Raw genomic sequence first — 17,276 nt, 5'->3', positions numbered from 1 at the left:
TGGCTGACTGCCGTGCCTTTTACCAAATTTATAGAAAAAGGAGAAAACCTCAATGTACTACAAGCTTTATGAACCATACCGTTTGCGTGGCTGGGACGGTCTGCCATTTTGCCTGGCATCCCCCCATGCGCTAACACCGCGCTTGTTGTCACAAAAGGAGTTTGCGGTACTATTATGCTGCGATGGTATGACAGAGTTTGGTGATGACAATGATGAAAGTGTCGAAGAAATTATTAGTACGATGCTGCAGGACAGAGTTATCTCCCCTTGCGAAGCACAGTCGTCGATACTGGATTATCAAAAAGTTCGCAAGCACCCGAACGGTCATATTCATGGTGTGATTTGGAGTATAACAGGCGATTGCAACCTGCGCTGCAAGCACTGCTATATGTCCGGTGGACGAAATAAATATACAGACCTGACAAAAAACCAGCTTTTTGACATGATTGCCCAGTTTGAAGAGGCGGGCGTTATGGAGGTTGAGCTTTCCGGTGGAGAGCCACAGATGTCACCCTATCTGTGGGAGATTGTAGATGAGCTTTTGCGCCGCAATATTGTTATCTCGCACTTTCACACAAACGCAATGCTGCTTGATGACGAATTTTTTTCCGAGATGAAGAAGCGAAACTTATTCTGGATGTTTGATTCCAGCCTTGACGGAGTGGGAACCCATGACTCTTTGCGCGGTACTCCCGGGGTTGAAAAAACTGCGATAGCTGCCTTTTACAAGATACGCGAGCAAGGCTATCCCTTGCTCGTAAATTCGAAGTTTCACGCTGACAGTGTCCCCGCAGCTTTGGATACCTATGCATTAATGAAAGGTATCGGCGTGACAGCTTGGAAGGTCAGCTTTGTGTTCCCTATTGGAGAGGCGGTTTCCAATGTTTCGTCTGTACCGGCTATTACCTGTGACGAGTATCTTGAACTGTTAAAACGCTACAAAGCAGACGGTAATCCCTTTGAACTAAACCTTATCGAGGGAGTTGCAAAGGGGTATCGGGGTGGTAGCTTTGCCTTTTGGGAGAATGATAAAGAGGATGTCTTCAACCAACAGCGTGTATCCTGTGGTCTATGCCGAAATCGTCCGTATATTCTTCCTGACAGTACGCTTGTGCCATGTATTGGCTGGGTGTCCACTCCTGTCCAAAAGTTATTACCGAAGCTGATTAACATGCCCTTGTCGGAAATCTACGCCGATTCCGGTTCGTTGTTTCGCAAGCTTGTAGGGATAAAGGTTTCTGATATTACTGAGCAAAATGCTGAATGCCGTGACTGTGAGCACAAACTGACTTGCGGCGGTGGTTGTCGTGCAGATGCGCTTGCGACAAATCACGGTAATGACGCAATCTATAGGCGTGGTATGATGATGTGTGGGGTTTATAAAGGCGGATTTATGGAAAAAGTCCAAGAAATCTGTGGGAATAGAGCAAATTAAATCTTAATAATCTTATCATATAAGGAAAAAACAACATGAAAGCAAGAATTCTCTCTCTGCTGTTGGCATCTTACATGGTCATTTCTTTAGCACTGTTCACCACAGGATGCTCACTCAACATATCGACAGTTGCGAATGAGCCTAAGAGTACACCCGCTTTGCGGGAGGCCTCTGACACAAGAAACAAGATTGTTGTCATAAGCGATATTCCATCGGGATTGATGATAAATATTCTGAAACTGTGGAAAACCGAACATTGCTGATTAATTTTTTAAAGAGATTGCAAAACACAACTGATGTGCGGGAGCTTGTAATTGATGGTGATTTTCTGGACGAAGGGTGTTTACCGGTCTATTATCCCAGCTACACAGATGTACAACAGTTTTATAAGGATGTAATTGCCAACAATCAGGGTGTAATCGACGAGGATTAGAGATGCCAAAGGGCTTGGTGCCTATTACACAGGGAATCGTATCGAAATCGTAATCGTCGGATAAATCAGACACTGACCAGTATGGAGCCTATATCTATTACTCGCTTCTCAAAGGCATCTCCGAGCGAATGACGCCCAAGGAAGGTCTGGAAGAAAAAATATTCGATATGCACATGGCTGGATTTGATGATGCGTATACCTATGTGAACAATATTGCCACAAGCGTAAGCGGAGAAAAGGACGAAGCTGCTACTGAAAATCACTGAAAGAGAGGAATAAAATATGCTAAAAAAACTGCTCCCGATGATTTTAATCATTATGCTTATGCTTGCGGGGTGCGGCAGAAGCGAAGCCCTGAACGAAAATCCCCCGATGACGCAGAACTGTGTAACGAGGACTTTATCGGTAAGCGTTTGGCATTTGCTACGGGTGAGGCGTTTGATGAAATGTTTTCCGAAAACGTCGGAGATTTTACACCCATCCACTGCATCTATGAGCATGAGGCGATGGAGTTGGTGAAGAACGGAAAAGCGGACGCTTTGATGTTAGATGAGCCTATGGCAAGGAAATGGGTTTCCATGAATCCGGAGCTTACCATCATATATCCGTCCTTTGCAGAGTATGGTTTTGGAGCCATTTTTGGCAAGGAGAACGCGGATCTCCGAAAGAATTTCAATGCGTTCCTAAAAGAAATCAAAGAAAACGGCATTCATGATGACATGGTAAAACGCTGGATTGATACCGTTGATTCCCCGCCCATGCCTGATATTCCCTTAAACGGCACAAATGGCGTCCTTACCTTTGCCAGCTATGGTGAACTCGAACCCTTTGGGTTTATCGTAAACGGCCAGCCGGAAGGTTTTGATATTGAACTTGCTAGGCGGTTTGCTGCGTATATGGATATGGATATAAATATTTCTATTATGACCTGGGACGCGCTGATCCCATATGTAAATGCCGGGAAGGCTGATTTCGCGGCAAGCTTGTTCATTATTAACGAGGAACGGGAACAATTTGTCACTTTTTCCGATCCGTATTATACTGGCGGTGCAGTTTTGGTTACAAAAAATTCATCAGGGGCAGATACACCGCAAATTACCCCTTCTTTTTGGAAAAGTCTCAAAATCAGTTTTGAGAACAACCTAATTAAAGAAGACCGCTGGAAGATGATTGTGGAGGGATTACAGGTCAGCCTGATTATTACGTTTTTCGCGTTCGCGTTAGCGACATTGCTGGGGTTTGGCGTATGTAGCCTGCGGATGAGTAAAAACCGTATTTTAAACGCGATCGGTAGCGTATATGTCACCGTTCTGCGTGGTACGCCGATTGTCGTACTGCTGATGATCACTTTTTATGTCATATTTGCTAAGAGTAGCGTCAGCGGAATAACGGTAGCCATCATCGCTTTCGGAGCCAACGGTTCGGCCTTCATCGGTGAGATTATCCGCAGTGCTATCATGACCATAGACAAGGGACAGGTCGAGGCGGCGCGGAGTATGGGCTTTTCAAAAACCGGTGCGTTCTTCACCGTGACTTTCCCGCAAGCTGTCCGTGTGGCGTTTCCGACCTATATATCTGAGTTTGTATCGACCTTCAAAGAGACTGCCGTTGTTGGCTACATCTCCATCATGGATCTAACCAAGGCGGGCGACATCATCCGTAGCCGCACTTATGACTCGTTCTTCCCACTGATTATGGTAGCACTTGTCTACTTGCTTGCGGCGTCTGTTATAATTTGGATTTTTAATTTGATTAACAGCAAAACGAATAAGCGTTTGAGGAGGGCGAAGTGATGATTAATATAACAAACCTGAAAAAGAGCTATGGCGATTTGGAGGTCATCAAAGGGATTACCACAACCATAGAGAAAGGCGAGGTAATCTCTATCATCGGCCCATCCGGGACAGGCAAAAGCACCTTCCTCCGCGCGCTTAATCTGATTGATCCGCCTACAAGCGGGACGATTGAGTTTGATGGATTAAACCTCATGGATAAGCGCACCAATATCAATGAAGTCCGTAAAAAGATGAGCATGGTGTTCCAGAGCTTCAACCTATTCTCTCATATGAGTATACTGGATAACTTGTGTGTTGGACAGACAAAGCTGCTGGGGATTCCCCGTATCGAAGCAGAAAAGACGGCGCGTGAACTGTTAGCGACCGTCGGGCTTGCTGCGAAAGAGGACGCCTACCCCGATGAGCTTTCAGGCGGTCAGAAGCAGCGGGTAGCCATAGCCCGGTGCCTGTCCATGAAGCCGGACATCCTACTCTTTGACGAGCCGACATCCGCCTTGACCCGACGATGGTGGGGGAGGTTACAGCTGTTATCAAACGTCTGGCGCAAAGTGGTATGACAATGGCGATTGTCACCCATGAGATGGCATTTGCCAAGAATGTTTCCACCCGTATTATGTATATGGACGAGGGTGGTATATACGAGGAAGGCTCTCCAGATGTGATTTTTGAAAATCCAAAGAGGGAGAAGACGAAGGCGTTTATCAAGCGGATAAAATCCTTCCGTTATGAAGTGGACTCCAAAGACTTTGACTTTATTGAACTTACGAATAACCTGCTGAATTTCTGCGCTACCAATGCGCTTTCAAGAGCGAATACGAATAAGGTGGGTCTATTGTCTGAAGAGTTAACTTTAAATCTTGTTCCCAAAGCAAATCTAATCAGCGTCGATTTTAGCTTTCCCGACAGCCAAACGGAATTCGAGCTTGTGGTCACTTACAGCGGTGAGAAGCAAGACGTGACCCAAGATGAGAGTATGTCGGCGCAAATCGCCAGAGGGATCGCGAAAAATATTACCCATGAATATGACAGCGTCAATAGGCTTTGCTTGAAATGGTGATTGATAAATCTATTAGCGGGATGATGATGTGAGGGCTTATAAAGGCGGATTTATGGAAAAAGCCCAGATAATCTGTGGGAATAGAGCAAATAAAAATTTTAAGAAAATCCTATCATACAAGGAGAAAACGAACATGAAAGCAAAAATTCTCTCTCTGCTGCTGGCGTTCAGCATGGTCATTTCTAGGCACTGTTCACCACAGGATGCTCACCGAAAACCGTATCGACAGAAGCGGATGCGCCCAAGAGCGCACCCACTTTGTGGGAGGCCGGTGACACAAGAAACAAGATTGTTGTCATAAGCGATATTCACATCGGGACTGATGACAAATATGCCGAAACTGTGAAAAATCGTCCGCTTCTGATTGATTTATTGAAGCGGCTGCAAAGCACAACTGATGTGCGGGAGCTGGTGATTGACGGTGATTTTCTGGACGAATGGTTTTTACCGGTCTATTACCCCAGCCACACAGATGTACAACAGTTTTACAAGGACGTGATCGCTAACAATCAGGGCGTGATCGACGAGCTCAACAACGTGATTGGCAGCGACATGGGTATTAGAGGGGCGTCCGAAGGTGGAAAAGAATTTGCCAGTAGTAACGAATGTACCGGATAAATCAGACACTGACCAGTATGGAGCCTATATCTATTACTCGCTTCTCAAAGGCATCTCCGAGCGAATGATGCCCAAGGAAGGTCTGGAAGAAAAAATATTCGATATGCACATGGCTGGATTTGACGATGCGTATACCTATCTGGATTTCCGGAGCGCCAGTACGCGGCAGTCTACCGCCGCTATTACCTTGGTCAGTCTTTTAAGGTGATCGGCACAGCACTGAACGTTTCTAAGGACTACGCGAAGAAACTCCACAGGCGGGCTTTGGATATGCTAAAAAATATTCTAATAAAAGTTGAAATTCCGCGTCCCTTTTTCGGAACTCACGTGTATACACAAACAGAAGGTGGTGATGAACAAGATGGTTGAAGAAAAATTAGCCCGCGTTCTGCCTTTGATGTTCAAGGAGGTGAAAATCCCAAAACTCGCTAAAGAAACGCTTCGGCAGCGGTTGTTCGGCGGTGAGGAGCTGACCGATGACAACTTAACCCTTGTATCAGCGGCGGGGACTTGGCGGAACAGAAGTGGAAAAGTCAAAAAAGTCAAAATAACAAGGAGGAATGAATTATGTCTTTACAAAAAGAAATCATGGCTCTCACAAAGGAACAAAAGGCAAAACTCGCTGGGGTGAGGAACGAGCAGGAACTGATTGATGCAATAAGCGAGGCCGGTATCGAACTCACCGACGAGGAAGTAAGCAAAGTGGCAGGAGGTGGGAATATGTTGGACTGGCGTTGCGACAGGGTATATATGAGCTTGTCTATAAAGAATGGCTCCCACAATGTTATGGTATTTGTGAAAGTTGCCCTTTGTACTTCGAGACAGCCCAAAAAAAATATGGTAACATATATGTTTCTACCTTTTATTGCGACTTTCTCGGTTGGACACGGGAATGTTTTGCTAAAAGAAAATGAACGAGAAGAAAAACGGAAACGAGTTTGTTGAAATGGGAAAACAGGCACTAACTGACAACGATTTGAAAGCGGTGGCGGGCGGAAGTGACAGTGGCTTAAAAAAATGTAGCTGGTGTCGCGAAAAACCTCATATTTGGTATAATGATGGTGAAGCCCGTTTATATTGCAGAGCAAAGGGTAGTTACTTTACTGTACAGCAAATACCATGTGATACTTGGAGTGATATTTGGAATGCTGAAGGATAATGTCACTGCAAGAAAAAATCTTGCGAAATTTTACATAATGGAATCCCATAACAAGGATAAACAGGCGAAAATCAAAGGGTTAAAAAAGGAGGAAACACCATGACACTAGAAAAAATAGAGGCTCTCACTGTGGAGCAGCAGGAGAAAATCGCCGAGGCGAGGAATGAACAGGAACTGCTCGCCGCTATAAGCGAGGCTAGTATCGAACTTACAGACGAAGAGAAAGCGGAGATCGCCAGGATGTCCGCACCGGAAGAAACTTCGAAGAAACTCACTGACGAGGAAGTCAGCCAAGTAAGCGGCGGGCGTGGTTCAAGCGTTGCCCGAGGGGGTGTTTGAAGCGGGGTTTAGAATGGGGGCTAGAAAATGTAAAGATTGCCACCAATATGTTATATATGAATACATGAGGGATACACATTTGTGTCAATTTTTCCATGCCACGGATGTACAGGTTGGGGGACGACGGATTTAATTATTGTAACGCCACGAGATAACTGCAATCCCAAGGAGAATTAAAACTTATGGAATCAAATCAAATCTTCCGCAAGGCGGCAATCGACCGCGTCGCCTCACCGGAACAGCTTACCGGCGAGCGGGGATAAATCACAGCGGCCGGGTATGGAGAGGGGATCTGCTCCATGCTCATCAACGCCGTAATGACGACCACACTTACCTCCGTGTGGCGATTGTAGGGGAAAGGGGCTGCGGAAAGTCAACGCTTTTGTGTATCCTACTTGGCTTTGAGACAACGCAAAAAGGCGTGGTCTGCGACAAATGGTGACGAAAAATGAAAGTAACGACGGGGAGGGCGACGCGCAATGAAGGAATGAAATATAGAAACCATAGCGTTCCGTTACCTGAATGAAAAAAATAAAATTGCAAAAGGAGATATACATAATGATTCATCGTTCTGAAATGAAAAAAGCAGCGAAAGCACAGATAAAAGGCAACATAGGAATTTTGTTTGTGTGCCAACTTGTTATAAGCCTTATATCAACGCTTGCGGCTCCGGTTTTCTTGGCAGGGATCTTGATTGCGCCATCCTTTGCGCTTTCAACTATCATGATTTATATTGCATTGACTCAAAACATTCGTCCTGCAGTCAGCGATATATGGAAAGGGTTCAAAGTGTTTGGAAAGGCCCTTTGGCTTACGATTATCACAGGTTTTTTTACATTTGCATGGTCATTGCTTTTTATTATTCCGGGTATTGTCAAGGGATACGCTTATTTAATGGCACCTTATATCCTTGCAGATAATCCTGGCATGACAGCCCGCGAGGCGCTTAGAGAAAGCAAAAGGATGACAAACGGCCATAAATTTGAATTGTTTGTTCTAAACTTGTCTTTTATCGGGTGGTTACTGCTTATCCCGCTCACGCTTGGACTTATTGTAATTTGGCTAGCTCCGTATACACACGCAACACTTGCTAATTATTACATCGCACTGAAAGAGGACAAGCTCGTGACCACCCAATCGTACAGTGAAGAACATTAGTATCCTTTTATGGAACCTCATTGCGCTAACAGCGGCGGGGGACACCGCTAAAGAACCTCTCACAGACTACTACATGGCCTGTTTCCTGTATTTGAAACTATGATTCATACAGAAAAAATATGTTTCCTGCATTTTCCCAAAAACAATGTTCAAAGGAGGACAACATTATGAAAAAGCGATTCATGAGCATATTGCTCACTCTGTGCATGGCGTTGACCCTGCTTCCTACGGCGGCATATGCGGCCACTAAAAACAAATCCCAACCCTCTGAAGGTTGGGATTATCTACGGTGTATGGACAACTATCTCAATATTGACGCGGATGGCAACGCGGAATTGCGCGACAAAAGCAAAACTCCAGAAGGAAACACAAAATTCCGTATCCATTCCTATGGGAGCGACGTTGGAGCCGGAATGTTTGGCTTTGAGTTGGAGGATGGAAGATTTTTGGGATTAGAATTGTCGGAAGATGAAATGTTCAAAAACCCGAAGGCGTTGAACGGGTTACGGGTAAAAGCACTGAAGGCTGATTTCAAGAAATATATGCTTCGTTGGAACATCAACAGCGAAAACGAGAAGGATATTTTTAGTATGCGCCCGCGGATGCTGCAAGATTATGTTTTAAATGCTAGTGGGGAAAAGAACGATGATGGTACCCACATTATTACATGGAAACATGTAGACCGTGGGATTTGTCCGGCTTATCCAGTTCCTGACGCCCCTCAACATGGCGAGTTCCGGTTTATACCCGTTCTGCCGGCTCTCTTTAGCGTAAAGTCAAATAATACTCCCTACAGGGCAAAGCCAGATGGCGACATAATAGGGAAACTAGGTAGCGGTACGAAAGTATGGGTTACCGAAATAGAGGGTGACTGGGCGAAGGTGACCTACAAAGGAAATACATACTATATGTGGGTATGGAAGCTTAAAACGGTTAATCCGACTGCAACCGCAGCGGTGGAAATCCTGAGTAGTCCTACGAAAACTACTTATAAGATTGGTAATGGCTTTAGTACTGCTGGGTTGAAGGCAGTGGACTTAACAGGTGGCATCGAAACAAACGTCAACAACAAAATCACCTTCTATATCCAGGAATCAGTAGATGCAGCGGGCGGCGGCTACATACTCAAGGATGAAGTCAAAATAAAGAAAGGTCACAAGTTCAAAACCAAAGGTGAGGCAGTGATTATAATGAAATATAAAGGCAAAAGTATGGGATCCTATTGGATAGAAGTAACCAAGTGATATAAAAATACACAAATTACAACACCAAAGATGGCAGTCAAATTATAAATAATAAGGAGACAAAGAGAATGAATTCCCTTAATTCCTTTGAGTATTGAAGGAAGAGAATCAAAAGAGAATCTGTAGGAATGGAGAAAATACGCTGGAGGAGCAGAGGCCAGAGCATTGCTGTCAGAGGATATTTTCTGTGTCTGCCGGTTGAAGCATAATAATGGTTTCGAAAAGAGACCGAAATAAACTCATCGAGCTCAATGTTATTTTCCAGTAAGGAAAGAAACTGAAAATTTGTGGTATTCAAATTTTCCTTTACAATTAGAAAAAATTTCTGCAAAAAAGCTGTTTATATGTTATCATAGGTATATAACTCCTTTCGGATTTGGGCGGATTTGTTTCTCGACAATTCACTTTTACATAAATCGGTGAGGAGTTATATTTTTTTATTACATGAAATATCCCGTATTTATACGGGTTGTGGCGTTTCGCCAACGCCTATTATAACAAAGTTGAAATGAAAGGAGAGTATTGATGTATTTAATTAAAAATACATCATACAAGAAATGATATGAAATTAACAGTCTTAGTAGATAATAACACTTATATAGATCAGTATTTCTTAGGGGAACCAGCCGTTAGCTATTACATAGAAGATGGCGACGAAAAAATATTATTTGATACCGGTTATTCAGATGTCTTTATTAGGAATGCAAAGGCCATTAGTATAGACCTCGATAAGCTTAATAAAATTGTATTTTCTCACGGTCATAATGACCACACTGGTGGATTCAAAATTTTAAATAATCAATACGATTTATCGCAAACTATGCTTATTTCTCATCCTGATGCTTTTCGAGAAAAAATCTTTGATGAAGAACCTATCGGATTTGATTTACATGAGGAAAGTGTAAATCAAATATGTAACCTGTCGCTCTCAAAGCTTCCCGTATCAATCAGTGAAAATATTATTTTTTTAGGTGAAATTCCAGCAATCTATTCCTTTGAAGAGCGAGCCGCAATTGGCAAGCAGAAAACAGATGATATTTATTTTGACGATTATGTATTCGATGATTCAGCGCTGGTTTATAACGGCAAGAACGGTATTTTTATCATAACAGGCTGTTCTCATAGTGGCATATGCAATATTATCGAATATGCAAAACAAGTGTGCAATAATCAAAAAGTTTTGGGCGTAATCGGTGGCTTTCATTTGTTTGACATTGATACAAGATTAAAAAGCACCATTCAATACTTTATGGATAACGACATTGCAGACCTTTATCCGTGCCATTGTGTATCCTTTCATGTAAAAGCTGAAATAAATCGTTTTATCCCCATACACGAAGTAGGTGTAGGGCTTACAATAATCATTTAAAATAAGCGGTCGCCTGTCCGCACCACATAGCCGCCCTCGGTAAAACGCCCGTCCTCGTCCAAGTTCATATCCCGCCCATAGGCTTCATAATCAATATAGTTTTCCAAATGCTCCGGGATTTCCAGCGTACACATTTCCTCAACATAGTAGCGGCCTAAATCTTCCTCATTCTCAACCCCGGCGTAAAACTCAAAACAATCCAGATTTTGCGTAAGGTTAATTAGGGCGGGTACACTGTTGTACTCCCCGAAGTCCACGGCGGCAGAAAACTTTTCTAACTCCCATTCCTCCATATCGTCCAGCAGGGAAGCCAAGAAGTTCAACTCGTCAATGCTTTCATATTATCCCAAGCAGTTACGCAGGCTGGAAATGTCGGTTTCATAATTGGTAATGAAAATTTCCTCATACCGCACACCGTCCACTTGGATACGCTTCAAAAGAGCCTGCACTTCCTCGGTGGTGGCGGGGAGCTTTAAAGGCTCCCCGTCTAAATATCTCTCGTTATACCGTCCAAGATTGGTAACAAAGGCTTCAAGCATGGTCTTTTGCCTGTCCTTGCGTTTTCACGGTCAGAATCCCGTCCAGCGTGGTTGCCGTGATGTTCAGCCGCCCGGTAACGGCAATGTCGTTTTTCACGTCCTCGTCAATATCGCTTCCTTAATTTGTTCTTGACAAGAGAAAATAGTAGGAGTAAAGTGAATATATACTAGTATACAAGTTAAAATTTGGAGGATATTTCAATGAAGATGACATTACGTTGGTTTGGCAGCAGATTTGATTCTGTTACCCTGAAACAAATAAGACAAATACCCGGAGTTACGGGAGTAATAACAACTTTATATGATATACCGGCAGGAGAGGTATGGCCGTTAGAAAAAATTTTGGAATTAAAAAAAGAAGTTATGGCAAGTGGCCTTGAAATAGCCGGAATTGAAAGTGTAAATATTCATGATGCTATTAAAATCGGTCTTACAGAAAGAGAAAAATATATTGATAATTATATTACAACCTTAGAAAACTTAGGAAAAGCAGATATTCATATGGTTTGTTATAACTTTATGCCGGTTTTTGACTGGACACGTTCTGATCTGGCAAAAATGAGACCGGATGGTTCTACCGTATTATCTTATGATCAGGAATTAATTGATAAAATTGATCCCGAGAAATTATTCAGTCAGATAGATGGTAAGAGTAATGGTTTTATACTTCCTGGTTGGGAACCGGAGCGTCTTGCTCATGTAAAAGAATTATTTGAATTATATAAAGATGTTGATAATGAGAAGCTGTTTGGTAATTTAGTCTATTTCTTAAACAGAATACAACCTGTTTGTGAAAAATACGATATAAAGATGGCAATTCATCCGGATGATCCGGCATGGCCTGTCTTTAACCTGCCTAGAATCATAACCAATAAAGAAAATGTAATCAGGCTTTTAAATACCGTTGATGCCGAATTTAACGGACTTACGTTATGTACCGGTTCTTATGGTTCCAATCCTAAAAACGATATATGTGAAATTATCCGTGGGGCAAAAGGCAGAATCCATTTTGCCCACGTAAGAAATTTAATTCACCATGCTCCGGGAAAATTTGATGAAGCAGCACATTTGTCCAGTGATGGTTCTTTTGATATGTATGAAATAATGAAGACTCTATATGAAATTGGATTTGACGGTCCGATTCGCCCGGATCACGGCCGTGCAATCTGGGATGAGGTTGCTATGCCGGGATATGGTCTGTATGACAGGGCTTTAGGAGCAACCTATTTAAACGGATTATGGGAAGCAATTGAAAAGTCCGATAAAAATATTAAAAAGGCTTCTAACTAAGCATCCGTATTAGAGAATTGCGAAACTAGATTATTGTATTTATATTCCATGCAGTTAAACGAATTTCAGAGCTGAATTTTGCCCTAAAGGCAACGGAAGCTATGAAATTCGTATTAATTGAATGGAATATTCAGAAAACTCTGGAGTTTCGCAATTACCTAAAATATCCGTATTAAAAGGAGAAAACAATATGAAATTAAAACAGAGTAATTTAAGAAATACAATAGTATGGGAAGAAAAAGGGTTTGAGCTGCCCAAATTTGACCGTAATAAAATGATTGAACAGACCTTAAAAAATCCGGAATGGGTTCATTTGGGAGCAGGAAATATTTTTCGTGCATTCCCGGCTGCAGTATGCCAGGAGCTTCTAAACAAAGGAATATTAAAGACCGGTATCATTGTAGCGGAAGGTTTTGACTATGAGATTATTGAAAAAAGTTATAGGACATACGACAATTTAAGCTTGCTTGTCACTTTAAAAGCTGACGGGAATCTGGATAAGAAAGTAGTTGGCAGTATAGCGGAATCCCTTTGTATGGATACAACAAACACAACGGACTGGAACCGCTTAACCGAAATTTTTAAAAATCCTGGTTTGAAAATGGTTTCCTTTACCATTACAGAAAAGGGTTACAGTTTAATTAATGATAAACAGGAATTTATCCCGAGTGTGTTAGATGACTTTAAGCATAAACCCGTCCAGGCAGCCAGTTATATCGGTAGATTAACTGCATTGTTATATGAGAGATATCTTGTCGGCAGATTACCTTTAACTTTAGTCAGTATGGATAACTGTTCTCATAATGGAACCAGGCTTTTTGAAGCGGTTACGACCTTTGCAAACAAATGGGTAGAGAATGGTATAGCAGAAGCCGGATTTAATGAATATGTTCAAGAGAGTATCTCATATCCCTGGTCAATGATTGATAAAATCACCCCAAGACCTTCAGAATCTGTAATTCATATGCTGGAAGAGGTTGGATTTGAAGATACCTCCGTAGTAGTTACAGCAAAAAATACATATGTCGCTCCGTTTGTAAATGCAGAAGAACCGCAATACCTTGTTATCGAAGATAACTTTAAAAACGGAAGATTACCTTTAGAACAAGGCGGGATTATTTTTACCAATAAGGAAATCGTAGAGAAAGTTGAAAAGATGAAAGTCTGTACCTGTTTAAATCCTTTACATACCGCCTTAGCCGTTTTTGGATGTTTATTATCCTATAATAAAATCTCAGATGAAATGAAAGATAAGGAACTGGCAGCTTTGGTTAATAAGATAGGTTCTATTGAGGGAATGCCGGTGGTTTCTGATCCCGGAATTATAAATCCGGAATCTTTTCTAAAGGAAGTTTTAAATGTCAGGTTTCCGAATCCCTTTATGCCGGATACCCCCCAGAGAATTGCCTGTGACACTTCCCAGAAACTGGCAATCCGCTTTGGAGAAACGATTAAAGCCTATGTTGAAAGTGAACATTTAAGGGTTAGGGATCTGACATTTATACCATTAGTTTTAGCCGGCTGGCTCAGGTACCTTTGTGGTATTGATGACCAGGGCAATCCTTTCAGCTATAGTCCTGACCCTATGCTTCCTGTTTTAACACCAGTTATGACACAGATAAAATTAGGTGAAAAAGAAGAAATCCATGATAAAGTAAAAGAAATCTTAAGTAATAAGTCTATTTTCGGAATTGATTTATACGAAGCAGGTTTGGGATATAAGGTAGAGAACTTATTTACTGAATTAATGCAGGGACCTGGGGCCGTTCGGAACACACTGAAAAAGTATCTTGACTAGCAGGTTCTTTTATAATAACATGAATTCGGAGGGAATATCATGTACATTTTGGAAAGAAACGGCAAAGAAACGGCAAGGGAATATGCATACAGAGTAATAAAATATAATATTATTTCATTAGATCTGGTTCCCGGCAGTATGGTTAGTGAAAATGAACTGGCGGAGGAGATGGGTATCAGCAGAACCCCTGTCAGAGAAGCTCTGATTGAATTAAGTAAGCTTAAAGTAGTTGAAATATATCCTCAAAGGGGTAGTTTTATTTCCCTGATTGACAATCAGTTAGTAGACGAAGCAAGATTCGTCAGGTTAATTTTAGAACAGGCGATGGTTGAGTCGGCTTGTGATATTGCAGATGCGGCTAATTTTCTTACCTTGGACGAAAATCTGAAGTTACAGGATTTTTATCTGGAACATAATGCGAAAGATAAATTACTGCAGTTAGATAATGAATTCCATGAATTATTGTTTTTAATCAGCAATAAGAAATTTACTTACGACCTATTGGGTGGTATGATGACTCATTTTGATCGGGTGAGGAGATTAAGTCTTTCCGTAATCAAAGACTCCAAGAATATTTCGGATCACCGCAGTTTAGTCAATGCTATCAGAAAAAAAGATAAAGAATTAGCCAGAAGTATAATTACAAAACATTTATCCAGATATAAGTTAGATGAAGAAGAATTAAAGAAACAATATCCTGATTATTTTAAGAACAATAAATAAAAATGGGGCTACCGCAATAATTGATCCAATTGCGGCAGCCCCTATGTAATAGGAAGAAAAATAAATATTTTATTAGGTGAGCTGGGGAGTATTATTTATGCACCTTCCTAATTACCCTTTGATTGATTACTTTTACCTTCTGATTTAGAATCGCTTTTATCAGATTTCGGTGTTGTGGAAGATTTGGAATCCTCTTTTGATTCTTTATCCTCTTTATTAGAGGAGTTTTTATCTGATACTTCCTGGCCGGTATCACCATGATCAGATTTACGGAAGACAGAAGACTTATCCTGCTTTCCGTTAATTTTTTTTGCAGTTTCCTTAGTTTTTTCAGCTTCTTTATCAGCAGCCTCCTTAGCTTTATCAGCAGCTTCCTTAGTTTTTTCGGCTTCTTTATTCTCCGCCACCGTAGCTTTTTCAGCTTGCTTATTGGCTGCCTCTTTAGGTTTTTTAGCTTCTTTTACGGGAGCTTCTTTGGATTTTTCTGTTTCCTTATTTACTTTACTCCTGGAAGTCTCTTTAGACGATGCTGCGGTTGCTTTCTCTCTCTCTTTTGCGGGTTTGGAAGCTTCTTTTGCCGCATCTTTATCAACTTTCTTTTTATTCTTATCGGATTTTTGTTTTGCTGCTTTTTCAGTTTTATCAGATACGTCGGCAGAGCCAGTTTTTTCTGAAATTATGGCGGCTTCCGGGGTTGAATCTGTTTCGGGGGAAGTTACGGTTTTAGCAGCCTTTTTATTTGCCTTAATGGCACCCATTATTTCTTTTACCGGTTTATTCAGCCATTCTTCCAAAACAATGCTACCCGGATCTTCTGAACTTGCAATTAATTTTTGAACCAGATTTAATTTGCCCGGGGTTACGCCTAATTCAGTTGCTTCTTTTACTCGTTCCAAACCAATACTGCTTGCTTCTACTTCAACTACTTTATCGGTTTCCTCAAGGGTATTTTCCACACTTTCCTTAAGTTCCTCAGCCATTTTCTCGGATTTCTCGGTATTTTCACCGGCAGTGGTAATAACAAGACCGCCCTCTGCAGTTCCGTCAAAATATCCTTCCTCAGCTATTTGTCCAACTGTTGCTGTTAAAGCCTGGGTTATTGTCTGGTTTTCTAAATCATTTAGCCTAACTTCTTTCAGGATTTCTTCACCATCATCATTTACAGCCTTAACACTTAACACACGGTCAAAGCGATTCAATGTGAATTCGATGGATGGATTTACATCAAGACTTACATAGGAATAAGGGCTGGCATAAGTATAAACACCGCCTCCAAGACCGAATAAAACTATGACTGCGGCTGCGGCACAGGCTGCGAATTTTTTTGTTTTAAATATAGTATTCTTTTTCAATTCAATCACCTGTCCAACCGTATAATTTTGATTTTTAACTTTCGTTATGCAGCCATCATCAGATAGGATTGCTGCAAAGTCATCTTTAATTTCAATAACAACGGATTTCATTTACCAATCTCCTCTCTGATGTATCGCAGATATTCTGCCAGGTGTGGATACTCACCGGAAAGTATCTCTACTGCCGCTATTATATACTTTCGGTGACGTTCTAATAATTTTCGGGGTACTTTTGCATTTTTTTCAATAATTTTTAATTGCAGTTGTTTTGTATGAAATAGTTCCTGTTTAAGTAGTGGATTGTTCAAAATATAAGATACGGCTTTCGCACAGGCGGATTTTGTTTTTTTTGAATGAGGGGAGCAGTCCGTCAGATCAAAAAATGTAAAGCCATAATGGGATAGGGCGTCATTTGCTGCATCTATCTCCAGTTTAAGGCTGTCATCCTTTTCGACTGTAACCTGTTTTGCCACGGCTAAATGTACGGATAAATTATCTGTTTCTTCTTCCGGTTCCGTCTCAAAAACAACCGGATCCACAAATAATTCCTGCCTGTATTTTTCCTGCGATCTGTAATAATCAATAAGCCGTCTTCGAATAACCAATTCGGAATAACTATAAAAACTACCCTTTTCAAATTGATAACTTTGTACGGCCTCAGTAAATGCATGTAAGGCAATGGACCATTCATCATCACTTTTGTTTATAAAACGGTGGGTTATCGCAGCGACACTCTTTAATATGTAGTATTCATTTTGTTGTATAAACAGATTAAGCATTTCTTTATCAGCGGATGCTTTCACTGCCATAGAATCGATTTCTCTCAATATAAACCTCCCAAGAATGTGTCGATTTAAGATACATTATTGAATATCTTGTAAATTTAATTTATTACAAGTATAACTTTTTATTAACGTGAAAACAAGAGAGTATTTTTATGCAATATTATTAATGTTTAAATATGTG

At 41.3% G+C, this 17,276-nt stretch carries 19 protein-coding genes and 4 pseudogenes; 19 read left to right on the top strand and 4 right to left on the bottom strand.

The genetic code is table 11. The features are described from left to right. Window positions 1-52 precede the first annotated feature (52 nt). From Ana3638_RS18775 to Ana3638_RS18715, 15 genes and pseudogenes are all read left to right on the top strand, one after another. Entirely contained in the window at window positions 53-1,435 is a 1,383-nt protein-coding gene (locus Ana3638_RS18775; RefSeq protein WP_161839398.1) for a radical SAM/SPASM domain-containing protein, read from the top strand. 256 nt (window positions 1,436-1,691) lie between these two features. Continuing rightward, window positions 1,692-1,868, top strand: a complete 177-nt coding sequence (locus Ana3638_RS25375; protein ID WP_246240371.1) for a hypothetical protein — start codon at window positions 1,692-1,694, stop codon at window positions 1,866-1,868. Between the two features lie 128 nt (window positions 1,869-1,996). After that, entirely contained in the window at window positions 1,997-2,134 is a 138-nt protein-coding gene (locus Ana3638_RS25370) for a hypothetical protein (RefSeq protein ID WP_246240368.1), read from the top strand. A gap of 147 nt (window positions 2,135-2,281) precedes the next feature. Next, window positions 2,282-3,661 carry an ABC transporter substrate-binding protein/permease gene (locus Ana3638_RS18765; RefSeq protein WP_161839397.1) on the top strand — a complete coding sequence of 460 codons (1,380 nt, stop codon included), beginning with the start codon at window positions 2,282-2,284 and terminating at the stop codon, window positions 3,659-3,661. Next, window positions 3,661-4,376: pseudogene (locus Ana3638_RS18760) on the top strand (amino acid ABC transporter ATP-binding protein); the annotation flags it as partial. The gene Ana3638_RS18765 and the pseudogene Ana3638_RS18760, both read left to right, overlap by 1 nt. Window positions 4,377-4,979: 603 nt before the next feature. Then, complete coding sequence (locus tag Ana3638_RS25365) at window positions 4,980-5,339, top strand: metallophosphoesterase (protein ID WP_246240365.1); 360 nt, start codon at window positions 4,980-4,982, stop codon at window positions 5,337-5,339. Next, complete coding sequence (locus Ana3638_RS25360; protein ID WP_246240362.1) at window positions 5,311-5,547, top strand: hypothetical protein; 237 nt, start codon at window positions 5,311-5,313, stop codon at window positions 5,545-5,547. The genes Ana3638_RS25365 and Ana3638_RS25360 overlap by 29 nt, the downstream gene beginning before the upstream one ends. Continuing rightward, window positions 5,535-5,708, top strand: a pseudogene (locus tag Ana3638_RS27140) (hypothetical protein); the annotation flags it as partial. The gene Ana3638_RS25360 and the pseudogene Ana3638_RS27140, both read left to right, overlap by 13 nt. Beyond that, window positions 5,692-5,970, top strand: coding sequence for a hypothetical protein (locus Ana3638_RS18745; protein WP_161839396.1), 279 nt, complete (start codon window positions 5,692-5,694; stop codon window positions 5,968-5,970). The pseudogene Ana3638_RS27140 and the gene Ana3638_RS18745, both read left to right, overlap by 17 nt. Next, window positions 5,907-6,284, top strand: a complete 378-nt coding sequence (locus tag Ana3638_RS18740; protein ID WP_161839395.1) for a hypothetical protein — start codon at window positions 5,907-5,909, stop codon at window positions 6,282-6,284. Before Ana3638_RS18745 ends, Ana3638_RS18740 begins: the two co-directional genes overlap by 64 nt. Window position 6,285: 1 nt before the next feature. Then, window positions 6,286-6,498, top strand: a complete 213-nt coding sequence (locus Ana3638_RS18735; protein WP_161839394.1) for a hypothetical protein — start codon at window positions 6,286-6,288, stop codon at window positions 6,496-6,498. 99 nt (window positions 6,499-6,597) lie between these two features. Further along, window positions 6,598-6,837 (top strand): hypothetical protein, encoded by a 240-nt coding sequence (locus Ana3638_RS18730; protein ID WP_161839393.1) that lies wholly within the window; start codon window positions 6,598-6,600, stop codon window positions 6,835-6,837. 340 nt (window positions 6,838-7,177) lie between these two features. Further along, window positions 7,178-7,279, top strand: a complete 102-nt coding sequence (locus Ana3638_RS27135) for an ATP-binding cassette domain-containing protein (RefSeq protein WP_161839392.1) — start codon at window positions 7,178-7,180, stop codon at window positions 7,277-7,279. Window positions 7,280-7,395: 116 nt separating this feature from the next. After that, window positions 7,396-7,995, top strand: coding sequence for a DUF975 family protein (locus Ana3638_RS18720; RefSeq protein WP_161839391.1), 600 nt, complete (start codon window positions 7,396-7,398; stop codon window positions 7,993-7,995). 167 nt (window positions 7,996-8,162) lie between these two features. Continuing rightward, the gene (locus Ana3638_RS18715; protein ID WP_161839390.1) at window positions 8,163-9,239 is read left to right on the top strand and encodes an SH3 domain-containing protein; all 1,077 of its coding nucleotides are present in this window, start codon (window positions 8,163-8,165) and stop codon (window positions 9,237-9,239) included. Window positions 9,240-9,297: 58 nt separating this feature from the next. Here the strand turns inward: Ana3638_RS18715 and Ana3638_RS25355 are convergent. Beyond that, window positions 9,298-9,593: pseudogene (locus Ana3638_RS25355) on the bottom strand (ISNCY family transposase); the annotation flags it as partial. Window positions 9,594-9,801: 208 nt separating this feature from the next. Between Ana3638_RS25355 and Ana3638_RS18710 the strand changes: the two are divergent. Beyond that, on the top strand, window positions 9,802-10,608 hold the full coding sequence (locus tag Ana3638_RS18710; protein WP_161839389.1) for an MBL fold metallo-hydrolase: 807 nt from the start codon (window positions 9,802-9,804) through the stop codon (window positions 10,606-10,608). Here the strand turns inward: Ana3638_RS18710 and Ana3638_RS18705 are convergent. After that, window positions 10,605-11,147 (bottom strand): annotated as a pseudogene (locus Ana3638_RS18705) (antirestriction protein ArdA). The gene Ana3638_RS18710 and the pseudogene Ana3638_RS18705 overlap by 4 nt on opposite strands. 201 nt (window positions 11,148-11,348) lie before the next feature. Between Ana3638_RS18705 and uxuA the strand changes: the two are divergent. The 3 genes from uxuA to Ana3638_RS18690 all read left to right on the top strand — a co-directional run bounded on the left by uxuA (window position 11,349) and on the right by Ana3638_RS18690 (window position 14,958). Next, the gene (gene uxuA, locus Ana3638_RS18700) at window positions 11,349-12,437 is read left to right on the top strand and encodes a mannonate dehydratase (protein WP_161839388.1); all 1,089 of its coding nucleotides are present in this window, start codon (window positions 11,349-11,351) and stop codon (window positions 12,435-12,437) included. Window positions 12,438-12,627: 190 nt separating this feature from the next. After that, the gene (locus Ana3638_RS18695; protein WP_161839387.1) at window positions 12,628-14,235 is read left to right on the top strand and encodes a mannitol dehydrogenase family protein; all 1,608 of its coding nucleotides are present in this window, start codon (window positions 12,628-12,630) and stop codon (window positions 14,233-14,235) included. 39 nt (window positions 14,236-14,274) lie between these two features. Further along, the gene (locus Ana3638_RS18690) at window positions 14,275-14,958 is read left to right on the top strand and encodes a GntR family transcriptional regulator (protein ID WP_161839386.1); all 684 of its coding nucleotides are present in this window, start codon (window positions 14,275-14,277) and stop codon (window positions 14,956-14,958) included. Window positions 14,959-15,065: 107 nt separating this feature from the next. On the opposite strand, the gene Ana3638_RS18685 is transcribed toward Ana3638_RS18690, so the two are convergent. Both Ana3638_RS18685 and Ana3638_RS18680 read right to left on the bottom strand, forming a co-directional pair. Next, the gene (locus tag Ana3638_RS18685; protein ID WP_161839385.1) at window positions 15,066-16,421 is read right to left on the bottom strand and encodes an anti-sigma-I factor RsgI family protein; all 1,356 of its coding nucleotides are present in this window, start codon (window positions 16,419-16,421) and stop codon (window positions 15,066-15,068) included. Next, a complete protein-coding gene (locus tag Ana3638_RS18680; protein ID WP_161839384.1) occupies window positions 16,418-17,137 on the bottom strand; it encodes a sigma factor in 720 nt (239 codons plus the stop codon). The genes Ana3638_RS18685 and Ana3638_RS18680 overlap by 4 nt, the downstream gene beginning before the upstream one ends. Window positions 17,138-17,276 lie beyond the last annotated feature (139 nt).

It is taken from the genome of Anaerocolumna sedimenticola, assembly GCF_009931695.1.
Taxonomy (GTDB): Bacteria; Bacillota; Clostridia; order Lachnospirales; family Lachnospiraceae; genus Anaerocolumna; species Anaerocolumna sedimenticola.
The sequence above is the reverse complement of the archived record's forward strand: the minus strand, read 5'-3'. Positions and strand labels throughout refer to the sequence as shown.

Bases quoted from the DNA above. Each gene is read 5' to 3' on its own strand.
- Ana3638_RS18775 (WP_161839398.1), top strand. From the start codon at position 53: ATGTACTACAAGCTTTATGAACCATACCGTTTGCGTGGCTGGGACGGT.
- Ana3638_RS25370 (WP_246240368.1), top strand. From the start codon at position 1,997: ATGACGCCCAAGGAAGGTCTGGAAGAAAAAATATTCGATATGCACATG.
- Ana3638_RS18745 (WP_161839396.1), top strand. From the start codon at position 5,692: ATGAACAAGATGGTTGAAGAAAAATTAGCCCGCGTTCTGCCTTTGATG.
- Ana3638_RS18740 (WP_161839395.1), top strand. From the start codon at position 5,907: ATGTCTTTACAAAAAGAAATCATGGCTCTCACAAAGGAACAAAAGGCA.
- Ana3638_RS18735 (WP_161839394.1), top strand. From the start codon at position 6,286: ATGGGAAAACAGGCACTAACTGACAACGATTTGAAAGCGGTGGCGGGC.
- Ana3638_RS18730 (WP_161839393.1), top strand. From the start codon at position 6,598: ATGACACTAGAAAAAATAGAGGCTCTCACTGTGGAGCAGCAGGAGAAA.
- Ana3638_RS18720 (WP_161839391.1), top strand. From the start codon at position 7,396: ATGATTCATCGTTCTGAAATGAAAAAAGCAGCGAAAGCACAGATAAAA.
- Ana3638_RS18715 (WP_161839390.1), top strand. From the start codon at position 8,163: ATGAAAAAGCGATTCATGAGCATATTGCTCACTCTGTGCATGGCGTTG.
- Ana3638_RS18710 (WP_161839389.1), top strand. From the start codon at position 9,802: ATGAAATTAACAGTCTTAGTAGATAATAACACTTATATAGATCAGTAT.
- uxuA (WP_161839388.1), top strand. From the start codon at position 11,349: ATGAAGATGACATTACGTTGGTTTGGCAGCAGATTTGATTCTGTTACC.
- Ana3638_RS18695 (WP_161839387.1), top strand. From the start codon at position 12,628: ATGAAATTAAAACAGAGTAATTTAAGAAATACAATAGTATGGGAAGAA.
- Ana3638_RS18690 (WP_161839386.1), top strand. From the start codon at position 14,275: ATGTACATTTTGGAAAGAAACGGCAAAGAAACGGCAAGGGAATATGCA.
- Ana3638_RS18685 (WP_161839385.1), bottom strand. From the start codon at position 16,421: ATGAAATCCGTTGTTATTGAAATTAAAGATGACTTTGCAGCAATCCTA.